Source organism: Micromonospora sp. WMMD1274 (genome assembly GCF_049179035.1).
Taxonomy (GTDB): Bacteria; Actinomycetota; Actinomycetes; order Mycobacteriales; family Micromonosporaceae; genus Micromonospora; species Micromonospora tulbaghiae.
On the sequence record NZ_JBMHMG010000001.1, the window covers coordinates 3,550,627 to 3,566,348 of the forward strand.

Annotated in this window: 17 protein-coding genes; 12 read left to right on the plus strand and 5 right to left on the minus strand. The window is 74.4% G+C overall.

Translation table 11 applies throughout. The features are described 5' to 3' along the window. Positions 1-5 precede the first annotated feature (5 nt). Entirely contained in the window at positions 6-971 is a 966-nt protein-coding gene (locus ACN27D_RS16715; RefSeq protein ID WP_421499442.1) for a phosphotransferase enzyme family protein, read from the minus strand. A gap of 42 nt (positions 972-1,013) precedes the next feature. Next, the gene (locus ACN27D_RS16720; protein WP_421499443.1) at positions 1,014-1,709 is read right to left on the minus strand and encodes a hypothetical protein; all 696 of its coding nucleotides are present in this window, start codon (positions 1,707-1,709) and stop codon (positions 1,014-1,016) included. 246 nt (positions 1,710-1,955) lie between these two features. Between ACN27D_RS16720 and ssd the strand changes: the two genes are divergently transcribed. The 7 genes from ssd (at position 1,956) to ACN27D_RS16755 (ending at position 6,973) form a co-directional block, all read left to right on the plus strand. Beyond that, positions 1,956-3,059, plus strand: coding sequence for a septum site-determining protein Ssd (gene ssd / locus ACN27D_RS16725; RefSeq protein ID WP_421499444.1), 1,104 nt, complete (start codon positions 1,956-1,958; stop codon positions 3,057-3,059). Beyond that, positions 3,056-4,258, plus strand: coding sequence for a TadA family conjugal transfer-associated ATPase (locus tag ACN27D_RS16730; protein WP_421499445.1), 1,203 nt, complete (start codon positions 3,056-3,058; stop codon positions 4,256-4,258). Before ssd ends, ACN27D_RS16730 begins: the two co-directional genes overlap by 4 nt. Further along, the gene (locus ACN27D_RS16735) at positions 4,255-5,163 is read left to right on the plus strand and encodes a hypothetical protein (protein WP_421499446.1); all 909 of its coding nucleotides are present in this window, start codon (positions 4,255-4,257) and stop codon (positions 5,161-5,163) included. The genes ACN27D_RS16730 and ACN27D_RS16735 overlap by 4 nt, the downstream gene beginning before the upstream one ends. After that, positions 5,163-5,891: a type II secretion system F family protein gene (locus tag ACN27D_RS16740; RefSeq protein WP_421499447.1), complete on the plus strand. Its 729-nt coding sequence runs from the start codon at positions 5,163-5,165 to the stop codon at positions 5,889-5,891. Before ACN27D_RS16735 ends, ACN27D_RS16740 begins: the two co-directional genes overlap by 1 nt. Before the next feature lie 22 nt (positions 5,892-5,913). Further along, complete coding sequence (locus ACN27D_RS16745) at positions 5,914-6,081, plus strand: DUF4244 domain-containing protein (RefSeq protein ID WP_013283643.1); 168 nt, start codon at positions 5,914-5,916, stop codon at positions 6,079-6,081. 116 nt (positions 6,082-6,197) lie between these two features. Further along, complete coding sequence (locus tag ACN27D_RS16750) at positions 6,198-6,572, plus strand: TadE family type IV pilus minor pilin (RefSeq protein ID WP_421501156.1); 375 nt, start codon at positions 6,198-6,200, stop codon at positions 6,570-6,572. Between the two features lie 8 nt (positions 6,573-6,580). Further along, entirely contained in the window at positions 6,581-6,973 is a 393-nt protein-coding gene (locus ACN27D_RS16755; RefSeq protein WP_421499448.1) for an Rv3654c family TadE-like protein, read from the plus strand. A 54-nt stretch (positions 6,974-7,027) separates the two neighbouring features. Here ACN27D_RS16755 and ACN27D_RS16760 read toward each other — a convergent pair whose 3' ends face one another. From ACN27D_RS16760 to ACN27D_RS16770, 3 genes are all read right to left on the minus strand, one after another. Continuing rightward, positions 7,028-7,606 carry a hypothetical protein gene (locus ACN27D_RS16760; protein ID WP_013283646.1) on the minus strand — a complete coding sequence of 193 codons (579 nt, stop codon included), beginning with the start codon at positions 7,604-7,606 and terminating at the stop codon, positions 7,028-7,030. Positions 7,607-7,721: 115 nt separating this feature from the next. After that, entirely contained in the window at positions 7,722-7,928 is a 207-nt protein-coding gene (locus ACN27D_RS16765) for a hypothetical protein (RefSeq protein WP_013283647.1), read from the minus strand. A gap of 255 nt (positions 7,929-8,183) precedes the next feature. Then, the gene (locus ACN27D_RS16770) at positions 8,184-10,766 is read right to left on the minus strand and encodes a DEAD/DEAH box helicase (RefSeq protein ID WP_421501157.1); all 2,583 of its coding nucleotides are present in this window, start codon (positions 10,764-10,766) and stop codon (positions 8,184-8,186) included. 91 nt (positions 10,767-10,857) lie between these two features. Here ACN27D_RS16770 and ACN27D_RS16775 point away from each other — a divergent pair, with 91 nt between their 5' ends. From ACN27D_RS16775 to ACN27D_RS16795, 5 genes are all read left to right on the plus strand, one after another. Continuing rightward, positions 10,858-11,208, plus strand: a complete 351-nt coding sequence (locus tag ACN27D_RS16775; RefSeq protein WP_013283649.1) for an STAS domain-containing protein — start codon at positions 10,858-10,860, stop codon at positions 11,206-11,208. Continuing rightward, entirely contained in the window at positions 11,208-11,645 is a 438-nt protein-coding gene (locus ACN27D_RS16780; protein WP_013283650.1) for an ATP-binding protein, read from the plus strand. The genes ACN27D_RS16775 and ACN27D_RS16780 overlap by 1 nt, the downstream gene beginning before the upstream one ends. Positions 11,646-11,965: 320 nt before the next feature. Further along, on the plus strand, positions 11,966-14,314 hold the full coding sequence (locus ACN27D_RS16785) for a sodium-translocating pyrophosphatase (RefSeq protein ID WP_421499449.1): 2,349 nt from the start codon (positions 11,966-11,968) through the stop codon (positions 14,312-14,314). Positions 14,315-14,415: 101 nt separating this feature from the next. Continuing rightward, a complete protein-coding gene (locus ACN27D_RS16790) occupies positions 14,416-14,958 on the plus strand; it encodes a hypothetical protein (RefSeq protein ID WP_091414621.1) in 543 nt (180 codons plus the stop codon). Continuing rightward, positions 14,949-15,557, plus strand: a complete 609-nt coding sequence (locus ACN27D_RS16795; RefSeq protein ID WP_421499450.1) for a hypothetical protein — start codon at positions 14,949-14,951, stop codon at positions 15,555-15,557. Before ACN27D_RS16790 ends, ACN27D_RS16795 begins: the two co-directional genes overlap by 10 nt. Positions 15,558-15,722 lie beyond the last annotated feature (165 nt).

A 15,722-nucleotide genomic window follows, 5' to 3' on the forward strand; every position in this document is an offset into this window, starting at 1 on the left:
CCGGCTCAGGGCGCGTATCCGGGGTCGGCGACCGCCTCGGCGATCCGGGTGAGCCAGTACAGGTCGTTGGCCCGAGCCTCCGCGCTGGCCTCCGAACTGAGAATGCTGCCCAGAAACACGGCCACATCGTCGAGATGCCGCTCGCTGCGGTAATAGCTCAGCAGGACCGGGTCCGGCTCCAGCGCCCCATAGCCCTCGCGGAAGAGTTCGGCCCGGCGCCCGTTGATCGGGTGGTCCCCGAAGTCGGCGCTGTAGACGAACATCAGGTCCCGCTCGCGCGGCGCGAGGATCGGCGCGTCCCAGTCCACGACGTGCAGGGGACCGTCGCCGTCGGCGATGAGGTTGCCCGGATGGATGTCGGCGTGGCAGATGACGTGCCGCCCCCGTGTCACGCGCGACGCCAGCTCGTCGACGGTCTCCGCCAGCCGACGCAGCGCGGCGCCGTACCGGTCCCAGAAGTCGCCCAGAACCTCGCTCGTCGAGGCGTGCCCGCCGAGGGTTCGCAACCGCTCGCCCGCGCTCGACCGGTACGTCTCGGCCGGCAGGACGGCGGCGACCTCGGCGCTCGGCGTGACCCGGTGCAGCCGGCCCAGGAACTCGCCGTACTCGATCCACTGGCGGTCGGTGAGGCCGCGACCCCACAGGCTGCCGCCGTCGTGGAACGGGTAGAGCAGTAGCCGATAGTCCCCGAACTCGCGCCCGGCACCGCCCTCGGGGAGGTCCAAGGGTGCGACCACCTGCCGAAGGCCCTGCGCGCGCAGAAAACGGGGCAGCAGGACGGCGGCCGGGGTGAAGTCGCCGCGGCGTACCTTGAGGAAGTAGCGCCTGCCGTCGGACGTCTCCACCCGGTACGCCCACGCGTGCCCGTCGAGCCCGACCGGCATGAACGCCAGCTCGGTGACGTCCACCGACCAGGCGGTGGCAACCTCGGCCGCCAGCGTCCGCTCGTCGATGTCCGGCTTGTCGATCACCCGACGGAGCGTCGCAGCCGCGGGTCGGGCCCGGCAAGGGAGTTATCGGATCACCGCGCGCAGCGTCTGCCGGGCCGGCTCGAAGCACACCAGTCCGCGGCCCCGCTCGTCGGCCACCACCCACGGATGACCGACGTACGTCTGCTGCCGGTAGGACTGCCCGGGCCGGAGCACCGCGTACTGCTGCCGCCGGCCCTCGTAGTTGATCCAGTGGACCACGACTGTCGACCCGTGGTTGTTGACGAAGTCGACGAACGTCGACGGACCGCCGCCGTGCGAGCGCAGCCGCGATTCGCGCGAGGCCGGCAGTGGGGCCAGTTCCCCGGGTCCGACCACAGGCGGCTTGGACCGGGGGGTCGACGGCTTCGGTGAGGTCGACCAGCTGCTCGGGGTGGCGCGGCGGGTCGGTGCTGCGGTCCGGGTCGGCGCCACGGCGCGGTTGGAGAACGACACCGACGGCGGTGCGTAGGACTCGGCGGGTGCCTCCGTCACCAACTCCGCCCTCGTCGGGGACGCCAGGATCGCCTGGCCCTTGATCGGCGGCGGGAGGTCGGGGCGACGTGGCGTGGCGAAGACGCTGACGATGCTCGCCAGCACCACGACCACGAGGCCGACGGCGATCGCGGCGAGCAGTGTCGGCGACGGATCGCGTAGCCAGACCCCGTCTTCGGTCCTCCGGCCGGATCGCGAGTGGCGTCCATCCGAGCGGATCGCCAGGGGGTGCGGTGAATCGGTCATGGCCTCGATTCCGCAAGCCGGTGCCGTCCATCGGGCGGCGAAGGGCCCCGATTATCCGTTACCGATCATCCCTGTCGTCAATGGCCGATTGCCCACCCGTTGGCTCCGTCTCCGGCACATAGCAGATCAACCGGGTCCCCGAGGTCTGTCCACAACGGCCTCCGTTGTCCACAGGGCGCCGATTCCGCATCCCCCGGCCGGGCAGGCTCACCCCGGCACGTCCGAGTCCGACCGATGGAGGCCGCCATGCCGCCCCGCACCCCGCTCCCGCCGTACCGTCGCCTGCCCCTGCTCGTCACCTCCGACGGCGATCTGCTCGACGAGCTGTTGCGACTCGCGGCGGCCGGCGGCACCGAGGTCGAGCTGGCGGCCGATCCGGCCGCCGCCCGGGCCCGCTGGGCACCGGCGCCGCTGGTGCTCATCGGCGCCGACCAGGCGGCGGCCTGCCTGCGGGCGCGCCTTCCCCGCCGCGCCCGCACGGTCCTGGTCGGTCGCTCCGGAGAGCTCGATCCGGGTACGGAGTTGGCCGAACTCATCGGCGCGGAGCACGTCGCGACGTTGCCGGCGGCCGAGCCCTGGCTGGTCGACCGGTTCGCCGAGTGCGTGACCGGTCCGGCCGGCCCGGGTCAGGGCCGGGTGGTGGCGGTGCTCGGCGGCCGGGGCGGCGCCGGAGCCAGCGTGCTGGCCGGTGGGCTCGCCGTCAGCGCGGCCCGGTCCCGGCTGCGGACGCTCCTGGTCGACGCGGACCCGCTCGGCGGCGGTCTCGACCTGGTGCTCGGCTGGGAGCAGCTCGACGGGCTGCGCTGGCCGGAGCTGGCCGGCACGGACGGGCGCGTCGATCCGCCGTCGCTGATCCGTGCGCTGCCCAGCCGAGGCGACCTGGTGGTGCTCTCCTGGGATCGGGGCGACCTGCGGCACCTGCCGGCCGAGGCGATGGCCGCCACAGTGGACGCCGGGCGGCGAGGGCGGAACCTGGTCGTACTCGACCTGCCCCGGCACCTCGACGACGCCGCGGTGGTCGCGCTCCAGGCCGCCGACCGCGCGCTGCTCGTCGTACCGGCCGAGCTGAGGGCGGCAGCCGCGGCGGCCCGGGTCGCGGCCGTGGCCGCGCCGCACTGCGTCGACCTGTCGGTCGTCGTGCGCGGTCCGGCACCCGGCCGGCTGCGGGCGGCCGAGGTGTCCCGGGCGCTGGGGCTGCCACTCGCCGGCACGCTCCGACCTGAGCCGGGGCTGTGCCGCGGACTGGAGCGGGGCGAGGCACCGGGCGCGAGCGGGAAGGGGCCGCTCGCCGCGCTGTGCCAGCGGATCGTGGACGAGCTGGTCGGGTCGTCGGCCGCGGGTGCGGCATGACCGGCCGGGGAGAGCTGGCCGCCCGGGTCCGGCACCGGTTCGCCGCCGAGGCCACGCCGGTCACACCGGCGGCGATCGTCTCCGCGGTACGCGCCGAACCGGCGACGGCGGTGCTCGGTGACACCACGCTGCTGCGGATCGCCGACCGGGTGCACGACGACCTGGTCGGCGCCGGTCCACTGGCTCCTCTGCTCGCCGACCCGCAGGTCACCGACGTACTGGTGAACGGCGTTCGGGTCTGGGTCGACCGGGGGCGGGGCCTGCGCCAGGTCGCCGTGCCGCTGGGCACACTCGACGACGTACGCCGGTTGGCGCAGCGCCTCACCGCGGCGGCCGGTCGCCGGCTCGACGACGCCTCGCCGTACGCCGACGCGCGGTTGCCCGACGGCACCCGGCTGCACGCGGTGCTGCCTCCGGTGGCGACCGACGGGCCCTACCTGTCGCTGCGTACCTTCCGGCAGCGGCCGTTCACCCTCGACGAACTCGTCGAGCGGGGCACAGTGCCCCGGCCGATCGCCCCGCTGCTCGCCGCCCTCGTGGCGGCCCGCCTCGCGTACCTGGTCAGCGGCGGCACGGGCTCGGGCAAGACGACGCTGCTCAACACGCTGCTCGGGCTGGTGCCCGGCACCGAGCGGATCGTGCTGGTGGAGGACGCCGCCGAGCTGCGTCCGGTGCACCCGCACGTGATCGGCCTGCAGGCGCGGACGGCGAACGTCGAGGGCGCCGGTGCCGTCGGGCTCGGCGACCTGGTCCGGCAGGCGCTGCGGATGCGGCCGGACCGGCTGGTCGTGGGTGAGTGCCGGGGCGCCGAAGTGGTCGACCTGCTCGCGGCGTTGAACACCGGCCACGACGGTGGGGCGGGAACGCTGCACGCGAACGCCCCGGCCGACGTTCCGGCCCGGCTGGAGGCACTCGGGATGCTCGGCGGCCTGCCCCGGCTCGCACTGCACGCGCAGGTCGCCGCCGCGTTGCAGGTCGTCCTCCAACTCCGCCGCACCGGCGAGGGGCGCGTACTGGACTCCATCGGCCTGCTGCTGCCCGACGGACCCGACCGGGTGGTCACAGTGGTCCCGGCCTGGGCGCGCGGCCGGGGTCTCGCCCCGGCGGCCCAGCTGCTCGCCGGCCTGCTGCGGGAGCGGGGAGCACCGTTGCCGCCGATCCTCCAGGCGGCGTGGCCCACCCCGGTGGCACCGTCGTGACCGGCCACCTCTGGCCGGCGGTCCTGCTCCTGGCCGCCGCGGCGGTCGCCGTCGCCTGGCCGGTCCGGGCCGGTCGCGCCCGGCGCCTGGCGGTCCTGGGTGGTGCGGGCACCCGGGGCGAGCGGGTGACGGGTGCGCGTCCAGCATCCCCGGAACCGCCACGACGTCCGCTCGACTCCGGGCCGAGGGCGTCCGCCCGGCCGCCCGGCCGGGACAGGGAACGGCGTCGACCAGGTGCCGGGCATCAGGTGAGGCGATGGACGGACCTCGTGTCGGTGCCGGTGACATTCTCTCCGGCGTCGGCTCCCGCGCTGGCGCTCTCCGCCGGGCGCGTACTGCCGGTGGCGGCGCTGTGTGGTGCGGTGACCGGGGCGCTGCTCGGCGGTCCGGTGGCAGCCGTAGTGCTCGCCACCTACGCCGTGCTCGCGGCCCGGGCGGTGCTGCGCCGGCGTACCCACCGGTTGGCCACCCTCGCGCACCGCCGCGATCTCGACCACCTCGCCGCCGTGGCCGCCGACCTGCGGGCCGGGCTGCCCGCCGGCAACGGTGACGACGACGGCCCGGGACGCGTCGCGCGGCTGGCCCGGGCCGCACGGAAGCTGGCCGACCAGACGGGTGCGCCGCTGGCCGATCTGCTGGAACGGATCGAGGCCGACGCCCGCGCCGCCGACCGGGGCCTCGCCGCTGCCGCCGCCCAGGCTGCCGGGGCGCGGGCGACCGCGTGGCTGCTCGCCGCGCTGCCGCTCGGCGGAATCGGTCTCGGCTACGGCATCGGGGTGGACCCGGTGGAGGTGCTCCTGCACACGCCGGTGGGTGCCGGCAGCGCGGTGACGGCTGTCGTGTTGCAGGTCGGTGGGTTGCTCTGGGCCGAGCGGCTCGGCGTCACGCCCGGGCGGGCCGCCTGATGTCACGGCAGGTGCTGGCCGCCGTCTGTCTCGGCGGCGCCGCGTCGCTCCTGGTCGTCGCCGGTCCGGCCGTCCGCCCGGCACGGCGGCTGCGCCGTCTCGTCCCGGCGCCGCGACCGGACCGCCCGGCGTGGTTCCCGGATCGGGTACGCCTCGGCGCAACGCTGGCCGGGATCGCGGTGGCGGTGGTCGTCGGCGGGGTGACGGGCGTATTCCTCGGGCTGCCGGCCGGTGTCGCCGCCGATCGTCTGCTGCGCCGGATCGAGCCGCGCGCAGCCCGGGAACGGCGGCTGCGGGAGACCGCCGACCTGCCGCTGGCAGCGGATCTGCTGGCCGCCGCGCTGCGGGCTGGGGCGCCGGTCGACCGCTCGGTGCTCGCCGTCGCCGAGGCGCTCGGCGGGCCACTCGCGGACCGGCTCGGCCGGGTCGGCCGGACGCTACGGCTCGGTGGGAGCCCCGGTGAAGCGTGGGCGCACCTGGACGGCGTCACCGGGGCCGAACCCGTGGTCGCGGCGGCGGTCCGCTCGTCGAACAGCGGTGCCGCACTGGCTCGCGCACTGACCCGGCTGGCCGACGACCTGCGGGCCGAGCGGTCGACCGCGGCCGAGGCGGCGGCCCGCCGCGCGGGCGTGCTCATCGTGCTGCCGCTCGGGCTGTGCTTCCTGCCCGCCTTCATTCTCGCCGGTCTGGTGCCGGTGATCGTCGCCGTCCTCGGCGACGTGCTGTGAACCATCGAGAAGGGACGTACGAATGCGCAAGCTCCTCACCCGCCTGCGGGGTGACGCCGGAATGAACACCGCCGAGTACGCAGTGGGCACCCTCGCCGCGGTCGCCTTCGCCGGGATCCTGCTGAAGGTGCTCACCTCCGGCAACGTGCAGTCCGCGCTGACCGCCGTCATCGACCGGGCCCTGAAGTGATCGCGCGCCGGCGGGCCGGTCGTCGTGGTCGGTGGCTCCACGAACCAGCGGTCCCGTTCGACGTGTCGGCCGAGCCCGGTCTGATCCTGGGAGCGGCCGGCACCCGGGCCGGGACGGTGTGGCGCCGGTGGCGCTCGCGGGTCGCGTGCGAGCGGGGTTCCTTCACCGCTGAGTTGGCGGCCGGCCTGCCGGCGCTCATGCTGCTCCTCGTCGCCGGGCTGACCGCGGTGAACGCGGTGGGCACCCGGGTCGCGTGTGTCGACGCGGCCCGGGAGGCGGCTCTTGCCGCGGCCCGGGGCGAGCCCGGCACCGTCACCGGAACCCGGTACGCCCCCGAGGGCGCCGAGGTGGCCGTGACGGTGACCGGTGATCGGGTCACGGCGACGGTCTGGGCGCCGGTCCGGACGTTCGGTGCGCGGTTGCCCCGCCTGGTCGTGTCGGGGGAGGCGGTGGCCGCCGTGGAACCCGGCGCGCCAGGGCCGGTGCCGTGAGAGCCGGCGTGCCCGTGGAGAGCGGGGAGCGCAGGAAGTCAGCCGGCGGTACGCCTCAGGCCGACCGGGGCGGCGCGACCGTCTGCCTGCTCGCGATCGGGTTGGTGTTCGTGCTGGTCGGTGTGTTCGGCGCCGCGCTCGGGGCGGCCCGGTGCGCGCGGCATCAGGCCCGCAACGCGGCGGACTTCGGAGCGCTGGCGGGTGCCGCCCAGGTGCTCGACGGCGCCGATGCCGCCTGTGCTCGCGCCGCCGAGCTGGTCTCGGCCAACGGCGGCCGGATGACCGGGTGTCGGGTCGACGGACTGGATCTGATCGTCACGGCACGGGTACGTGTCGCACCGCTGCCGAACCTGACCCGGGACGCCGTCGCGACGTCCCGGGCCGGCCCGGCCCGGTCCTGACGGGCGGACGCCAGTGCCGGAACCGAGAGCCGGGCCGGGCCCGAGTGCCGCAGGTCAGCGGGACTGGAGGGCGTCCAGTCCGACCGCCATGGCGATCACCAGCCGACGGTCGATCTGCGGGTGCTGGATCTCCACGTTGTACCGGTCCCGCAGGCCCCACTTCCGGTCGACCGAGAACACCGGCTGGCCGCCGGCCATGAAGTCGAAGTGGTACGGCAGCCAGGAGAGCGAGTCGACGAACCGGCGCAGCAGCGCGACCGGCAGGCTGCGCTCCTGCCCGGTGGCGGGCGGCAGGCCGGGCTGCTCCACGTGCCACGTCGAGCGCAGCAGCGACTGGGCGAAGTCCTTGCGGAACAGCCCGATGGGGTTGCCCGCGTGATCGGTCACGTCGTAGGTGGCGCCGAGGTCGAGCCGCTGACGGGCCTTGAAGCCGAGAAGGGGGTACTGCTTGGAGTCGTCGGTGTAGATGGTCACCTGCTCCTTGAAGGCGAGCCGCTTCTGCTGCGCGAACGCGAGCAGCCCACCCTCGGAGCCGTCGGGCGCCACCGAGTGCACCTCGTACTGGTTGACCATCATCCGGAGTCGCTGACGGATGATGAACCGGTGCTGGGCCTGCAGATTGTCGGGCGACATGGGCTCTCCTTCGAGGGGTCGCCGGAGTCTTGCACAGCGGGCCGACGACCGCTCGCCCGAGCGCACCCGCACAGCGCGACGTCGGCGCGCCGGGCGAGGCGCACGGTCAGCAAGATCAGCGGCCGCCGTCGACCGTGGCCTTCATCGCCCAGCTGTTCAGCACCTGATGGATGCCGCGCAGACGCTCGTTGATCTGCTCCAGCCGTTCCGCCTGGGCGAGCGTGGCCATCGCGGTGCCCAGCGCTATCTGCTGGTCGGGCGTGAGGTTTTCCTGGTCGATGGTGTAGAGCAGCTCGACGGTCTCGGCGATCGTGTCGGCCACGGCGGCACCTCCGGCGGGACGGGTCTCGGGTCACCTGCGCGCTACCGGAAATGATGCATGGAAGCGCTCCCATGCATCAATGCCCCGACGGCCCTACCCTCATGCACCCGTCCCACCAACCAGACACCTGGCACCCGCGGAGCCGCACGGCCCAGCTTGATCGACACCAGTTCGGGGAAGTGGCGGGGTCCAGCACCTGTCGATACCGCAACCTCCCCGAAGTGGCGGCGGGCAGCCCCAACCGGCCCGGTGCGGTCAGGCGGGTGGGGCACCGGCCGCCTGAGCTGGGCGGGCCGTCCGGTCGTCCTGCCGGGGCAACACCTCGCCGCGCTCCGGGCCGCCCGCCTCCGGGCCGCCCGCCTCCGGGCCGGCCACCGCCTCCGGGCCGCCCGCCTCCGGGCCGGCCACCGCCTCCGGGCCGCCCGAGTCCGGGCCGGCACCCGCCGCCGGGCCGGCACCCGCCGCCTCGCCGCCGACCGTGGCGAGGTTGGTCAGCACCACGTCGAGGACCTTCACGGCCTCCGCCTTGGCCAGCGGGTTGTTGCCGTTGCCGCACTTCGGGGACTGGACGCACGACGGGCATCCGGTCTCGCACCCGCACTCGGCGATCGCGTCCCGGGTGGCGCGCAACCAGGCGGCGGCGGTGCCGTACGCCCGCTCGGCGAAACCCGCACCGCCGGGGTGACCGTCGTAGACGAAGACGGTGGGCGCCTCGGTGTCCGGGTGCAGCGCGGTGGACAGCCCGCCGATGTCCCACCTGTCGCAGGTCGCCATCAGCGGCAGCAGGCCGATCGCGGCGTGCTCGGCGGCGTGCAGCGCGCCCGGCACGTCCGCCGCCTCGACACCGACGGCGGTCAGCGACTCGGGGGAGAGCGTGAACCACACCGCGACGGTGCGCAGTTCCCGGGCCGGCAGGTCCAGCGGGCGGGTGTCGATCACCTCGCCGGTGGCGATGCGCCGCCGCTGGTACGACACCACCTGGCTGGTCACGTCCACCTCGCCGAGGAACAGCCCGACCGGTCCGGCGTCCACGTACGAGCGGACCGACACCACCGACAGCGAGGTGACGTCGCGGGCGTGGGTGGACCAGTCCGGCTCCTCGGCGTGCACGAGCGCGCACCCGTCGGCCAGGTCGAGGGAGTCGACCACGTACGAGACGCCCTGGTGCAGGTAGACCGCGCCGGTGTGCAGCAGGAAGTGCGCCGACCCGCCGTCGACGGTGCCGAGCAGCCGGCCGGTGGACTCCTCCACCACGCACACCGGGGCGCCGCCCTCGCCGCGCAGGTCGACCTCGGGGCGTTCCCGGTGCCGCCAGTACCAGCCGGTGGGCCGCTGCCGCAGCGCCCCCGCCTCGACCAGCGAGTCCACCGCCTCCTTCGCGCCCTCCCCGAACAGGTCCAGGTCGGCCCGGGTGAGCGGGGACTCGTGGGCGGCGCAGGCGAGCTGCGGCGCGAGCACGTACGGGTTGGCCGGGTCGAGCACTGTGGCCTCGACCGGCCGCCCGAACAGCGCCTCCGGGTGGTGCACCAGGTAGGTGTCGAGCGGGTCGTCCCTCGCCACCAGCACGGCGAGCGCCTCGTCGCCGGAGCGCCCGGCCCGCCCGGCCTGCTGCCACAGCGACGCGCGGGTGCCGGGCCAGCCGCAGATCAGCACCGCGTCCAGCCCGACCAGGTCGACGCCGAGTTCGAGCGCGTTGGTGGAGGCCAGCCCGAGCAGGTCGCCGTGCAGCAGCGCCCGTTCCAGCTCGCGGCGCTCCTCGCGCAGGTAGCCGGCCCGGTAGGCGGCCACCCGGTCGCCGAGCCCGGGCACCGCCTCGTCGAGCGACCGCCGGGCGTTCGCGGCCACGACCTCGGCGCCGCGGCGGGACCGCACGAACGCGAGCGTGCGTACCCCCTCGACCACGCTGTCGGCGAGCAGGTCCGCGGTCTCCCGCAGCGCGGAGCGCCGGACCTGGACGAGGTCGGCGTCGGGAGCCGAGCCGGTGGGCGGCAGCAGCGGCGGCTCCCAGAGCGCGAACGTCACCCCGCCGCGCGGCGAGGTGTCCTCGGTGACGGCGGTGACGGGCAGGCCGGTGAGCCGCACGGCCGCCGTCGCCGGGTCACCCGACGTGGCCGAGGCCAGGAGAAACACGGGGGTACGCCCGAAGCGGGCGCACTGCCGGCGCAACCGCCGCAGGACGTGCGCGACGTGTGAGCCGAAGACGCCCCGGTAGGTGTGGCACTCGTCGACCACCACGTACGCGAGGCGGCGCAGGAACCCGGACCAGTGGGCGTGCCCGGGCAGGATGCCGTGGTGCAGCATGTCCGGGTTGGTCAGCACGAACCGGGAGTGCCGGCGGATCCACTCCCGCTCGGCGCGCGGCGTGTCGCCGTCGTAGGTGGCGGGGCGTACCCCGTCGAGTTCGAGACCGGCGACGGCGCGGAGCTGGTCGGCGGCGAGCGCCTTGGTCGGCGCCAGGTAGAGCACCGTGGCGCGCGGGTCGGCGAGCAGCGTGCTCAGCGCGGGAAGCTGGTACGCCAGGGACTTGCCGGACGCCGTGCCGGTGGCGACCACCACGTGCCGGCCCGCGTACGCCAGCTCGGCGGCCTCGGCCTGGTGCCGCCACGGGGCGACGACGCCGCGCCGCGCGAACGCCGCCCGCAGGTCCTCCGGGGCCCAGCCGGGCCACCCGACCGGCTCGCCGGCGCGGGCCGGGACGCGCTCGACGTGGGTGACCGGGTCGGTGGCGTGACGCAGCCGCAGCCGGCGCAGCAGCTCGCCCGGAGCACGTCGCGGGCCGGGGCTGTGGTCGGTCACGTCCTGCACTCTCGCACTGGTGTTCGGAATTGGGAACCGCAGGGTGGGGGTATGGGGAGGGCGTGGCCGGTGACCGAGGGGGCCGCACGGGGAGATGGTTAGATGCCCAGGAGAGTTTACCGAGGAGGGGCCGATGGAGCTGTCGCTGGCGACCCGCGCCGTGGGTGAGCACACGGTGCTCGAGGTCGGTGGTGAGGTGGATGTCTACACCGCCCCCCGCCTGCGGGAACGGCTCCTCGAACTGATCGACGGCGGAGCCCGCCACGTGGTGGTCGACCTCGGCCGGGTGGACTTCCTCGACTCGACCGGGCTGGGTGTGCTCGTGGGCGCGCTCAAGCGCCTGCGCTCGGCCGGTGGTTCCTTCGCGCTGGTCTGCGACAAGGAGCCGCTGCTCAAGATCTTCCGGATCACCGCCCTGGACCAGGTCTTCCCGCTGCATCCGACGGTCGACGCGGCCATCGCCGCCGACTCCACCGGCGCGTGATGGCCACCGTCAAGCTGTCCTTCTCTCCGGCCCCGGTGCACGTGCGCACCGCCCGCCTGGTCGGCGTCGCGGTGGCCCGGCGGGCCGGCGTGCGCGAGGACCTGCTGGACGAGGTGCGCCTGGCCATCGGTGAGGCGTGCACCCGGGCGGTCGCGCTGCACCGGCAGTACGGCCTCGCCGACCCGGTGTACGTGGAGATGTCCGACGGCGGCGGCTACACGGTCCGGGTGGTGGACCGGGCCCCGATCGAGGCGGGCCTCGGCCTGGCCGCGCTCGGCCCGGACGAGCTGGCCAAGGAGTCGCTGAGCGAGGACGCGCTCACCACCGGGGTGGGCTTCGCGCTGCTCGCCGGTTTCGTGGAGGACCTCCAGGTCCGCCCGGTCGACGACGGCGTCGGCACCGAGGTGCGGATGTCCTGGCCGGCCGGTCGCGCCTGACCCGATTCGCACACGCAGGCCGCGTTCCCCGAAGGGGAGCGCGGCCTCGTCGTATTGGTCGCGCCATATATCAGATTTCTTCGCATAACACAGTTACGAAGATCATCGAGACACGGTGCCCCCTCGGTGTGACCCTCGCCACGCCGGAGGGCTACAGTACCCGGGTTGTCAGCAAGTGATCCCATCCCGTAGCCAGCGGGAACGGGAGTTCATCGCTGGTCCGCCGGGGTGGGTTGGCGCGCGCTTGCGAGTCCGCATCCAGGCGTCGGCCCGTGCGTCTCCACGAGCCGGCGCGAGTTGTTCGGTACAGGAGGACATAGATGTCCGGGACCTTGGCCGCCGACGGCGGCGCACTGTCCCTTACCGGAGCCAACGTGACGTACGTCGTCATCGCCGCGGTCATCGCGCTGGTGGCGCTCGTCTTCGCGGCCGCCCTCACCAGGGCGGTCCTGGCGGCCGGTAAGGGAACCACCAACATGCAGGAGATCTCCGGCGCGGTGCAGGAGGGCGCGTCGGCGTACCTGCTGCGACAGTTCCGCACGCTGGCGATCTTCGTGGTGGTCGCCGTCGTGCTGCTCTTCCTGCTGCCGGTGCACGACACCGACGGCAACGAAACGCTCGTGAAGGTCGGCCGCTCGGCGTTCTTCGTGGTGGGTGCGCTGTTCAGCGCGTTCATCGGCGGCGCCGGCATGTGGCTGGCCACCCGCGCCAACCTGCGGGTGGCGGCGGCCGCGCGGGAGCGAGAAGGCGGCCGTGAGGGCGCCATGAAGATCGCCTTCCGCACGGGCGGCGTGGTCGGCTTCCTCACCGTCGGCCTCGGCCTGTTCGGTGCGGCGCTGGTCGTGCTGATCTTCCGGGGCGACGCCCCGACCGTGCTGGAGGGCTTCGGCTTCGGTGCCGCGCTGCTCGCCATGTTCATGCGGGTCGGCGGCGGCATCTTCACCAAGGCCGCCGACGTCGGCGCCGACCTGGTCGGCAAGGTCGAGCAGGGCATCCCGGAGGACGACCCGCGCAACGCCGCCACCATCGCCGACAACGTGGGCGACAACGTCGGCGACTGCGCCGGCATGGCCGCCGACCTGTTCGAGTCGTACGCGGTCACGCTCGTCGCGGCGCTGATCCTCGGCCGGGCCGCGTTCGGCGAGACCGGCCTGGTCTTCCCGCTGATCATCTCCACCATCGGCGTGCTGGTCGCGATCGTCGGCGTCTTCATCACCCGGCTGCGCGCCAGCGACCGCAACGGCCTGACCGCGATCAACCGGGCCTTCTACCTGTCCGCGCTGATCGCCGCGGTGCTCGTCGCGATCGCCGCGTTCGCGTACCTGCCGGCCACGTTCGCCGAGCTGGAGGGCGGGCTGACCGACGTCGACCGCAACCCGCGGCTGGTGGCCATCGGCGCGGTCGTGATCGGTATCGTCCTGGCCGCCGCGATCCAGGCGCTGACCGGCTACTTCACCGAGACCAACCGGCGCCCGGTGCAGGACATCGGCAAGAGCTCGCAGACCGGCGCGGCCACCGTCATCCTCGCCGGCATCAGCGTCGGCCTGGAGTCGGCCGTCTACTCGGCGCTGCTGATCGGCGCCGGCGTCTTCGGCGCGTTCCTGCTCGGCGGCAGCTCGATCACGCTGTCGCTGTTCGCGGTCGCGCTGGCCGGGACCGGCCTGCTCACCACCGTCGGCGTCATCGTCGCGATGGACACGTTCGGCCCGATCTCGGACAACGCCCAGGGCGTGGCCGAGATGTCCGGCGACATCGACGAGCACGGCGCGCGGACGCTCACCGAGCTCGACGCCGTCGGCAACACCACCAAGGCGATCACCAAGGGCATCGCGATCGCCACGGCGGTGCTGGCCGCCACGGCGCTGTTCGGCTCGTACACCGACACGCTGCGCTCGGCGTACGAGGACGCGGGCGTGGGCGACGTCGGCAACGAGATCCTCAACTCGCTCAACGTCGCCAACCCGCGCAACCTGGTCGGCCTGATCATCGGCGCGGCTGTGGTCTTCCTCTTCTCCGGCCTGGCCATCAACGCGGTCTCCCGCTCGGCCGGCGCCGTGGTGATGGAGGTACGCCGCCAGTTCCGCGAGCTGCCCGGCATCATGGACCGCACCCAGCGGCCCGAGTACGGCAAGGTCGTGGACATCTGCACCCGGGACGCGCAGCGCGAGCTGATGACCCCCGGTCTGCTGGCCATCCTGGCCCCGATCGCTGTCGGCTTCGGCCTCGGCCCGGGCGCGCTGGCCGCGTACCTGGCCGGCGCGATCGGCGCGGGCACGCTGATGGCGGTGTTCCTGGCCAACTCCGGCGGCGCCTGGGACAACGGCAAGAAGCTGGTGGAGGACGGCGCGTACGGCGGCAAGGGCTCCGACGCGCACGCCGCCACAGTCATCGGCGACACCGTCGGCGACCCGTTCAAGGACACCGCCGGCCCGGCGATCAACCCGCTGATCAAGGTGATGAACCTGGTCTCGCTGCTGATCGCGCCGGCCGTGGTGGCCTGGAGCGTGGGCGACGACAAGAACAACCCGCTGCGCATCACGATCGCCGTGGTGGCCGCGCTGATCATCGCGGCGGCCGTGGTGTTCAGCAAGCGCAAGGGCGTGGCGATGTCCGACTCGGACAGCGGCGCCGGCACCCCGGACCAGCGTCCGGAGACGGTGAACGCCTGATCGCACGCGACGGTTCCCGGCCGGCCCCGGCCGGCCGGGAACCCCGTGCCCGGCAAACCTGACCGGTGGCGGTTCGGCCCGGAGGTCGTACGCTGCTTCGCATGCGTACGCGCCGGGCGGCAACCGCCGGAAAGCTCACGGTGGTCCTGGCCACGCTGGTCCTCGTCGTCACCGGGTGCGGCGGCGGTCCCAGCCCTCGGGTCTGGGCCGCGTCGGTGTGCCAGGCGCTGACCCCGTGGCGCGCGGAGATCTCCAAGCTGACCAGCAGCACCCAGCAGCAGATGACCGCGCAGACCACTCCGCCGCAGGCCAAGGAGAACCTGGTCCGGCTCTTCGCCGGTGCCGAGCAGGCCAGCGAGACGGCCCGGCGCAAGGTCGAGGAGGCGGGCGTGCCCGAGGCCGAGCGCGGCGAAGAGGTGTCCGCCGGGTTCCTGGGGTCGCTGAGCAAGATGCGCGACGCGTACGGCCGGGCCCGGGACACCGTCGACCGGCTCGACACCGCCCAGGCCGGTCCGTTCTACGACGGCGTGCGCGCCGCCGTGGACACGCTCAACAAGGAGTACGACGCGAGCGCGCTGGACACCAGCAAGCTCAACTCGACCGAGCTGAAAGAGGCCTTCGACGAGGTCCCGGAGTGTCGCTGACCCCTCCCACCCCGAAACCGGCCCGCCAGCCCTCGCTGTTCTCCACCGAGGCGGCCGATCCCGCGCTGGCGGACCTCGCCGGCCTGCTCGCCGGGCCGGGTGAGGTGGGGCGGATGGGCGGCACGGCCCGGATCTCCGTGGTGGTCGACGCCGCCTGGCGGGTGCACGTGCTGGTGGCCGAGCTGAGCGCCCGGGGCGTGCCGGCGAGCTGGGAGCCGACCGAGGACGGGCGGCACCGGGTGCGCACCGCGTACACGAGCATGCTGGCGCCGCTCGCGCGGGCCTGGCTGCGCGGCGCGGCGAAGCGGCCACCGGCCCGCTTCCACCTGGACGGGCGGCGGCTGCGGCTCTGGGCGGCGGCCGCCGGCACGGCCGAGCCGGCCGGGTTCCGGCTGCGGCTCGGACCGGCCGACGAGCAGTCCTGGCCGGTGGTCCGCGCCGCGCTGGCGGCGGTGGGCCTGCCGGCCGCGTTCGTCGAGCCGGACGAGAGCGGGCCCGCGTTCCGGATCGGCGGACGGCGGATGTCGCGGCTCGCGGAGCTGGTGGGGGAACGGCCGGCGGCGGCCCCGGTGACGGACTGGCCGGGGCCGCGGAGCTGACCGCCGCTGTCCGAAGCCGGACACCCGGCGAGGGCTCCGCCGGGGGTACGCGATCGTCACAGTGACCCGCCTGTCGCCCTACCCACGGTGTACCGTGACGCCGTCCGGCAGGGTGCGGCCGGCGGTCGCCGGGAGAGCGGCCCGTTTGCCGCCCACGAAACCCGG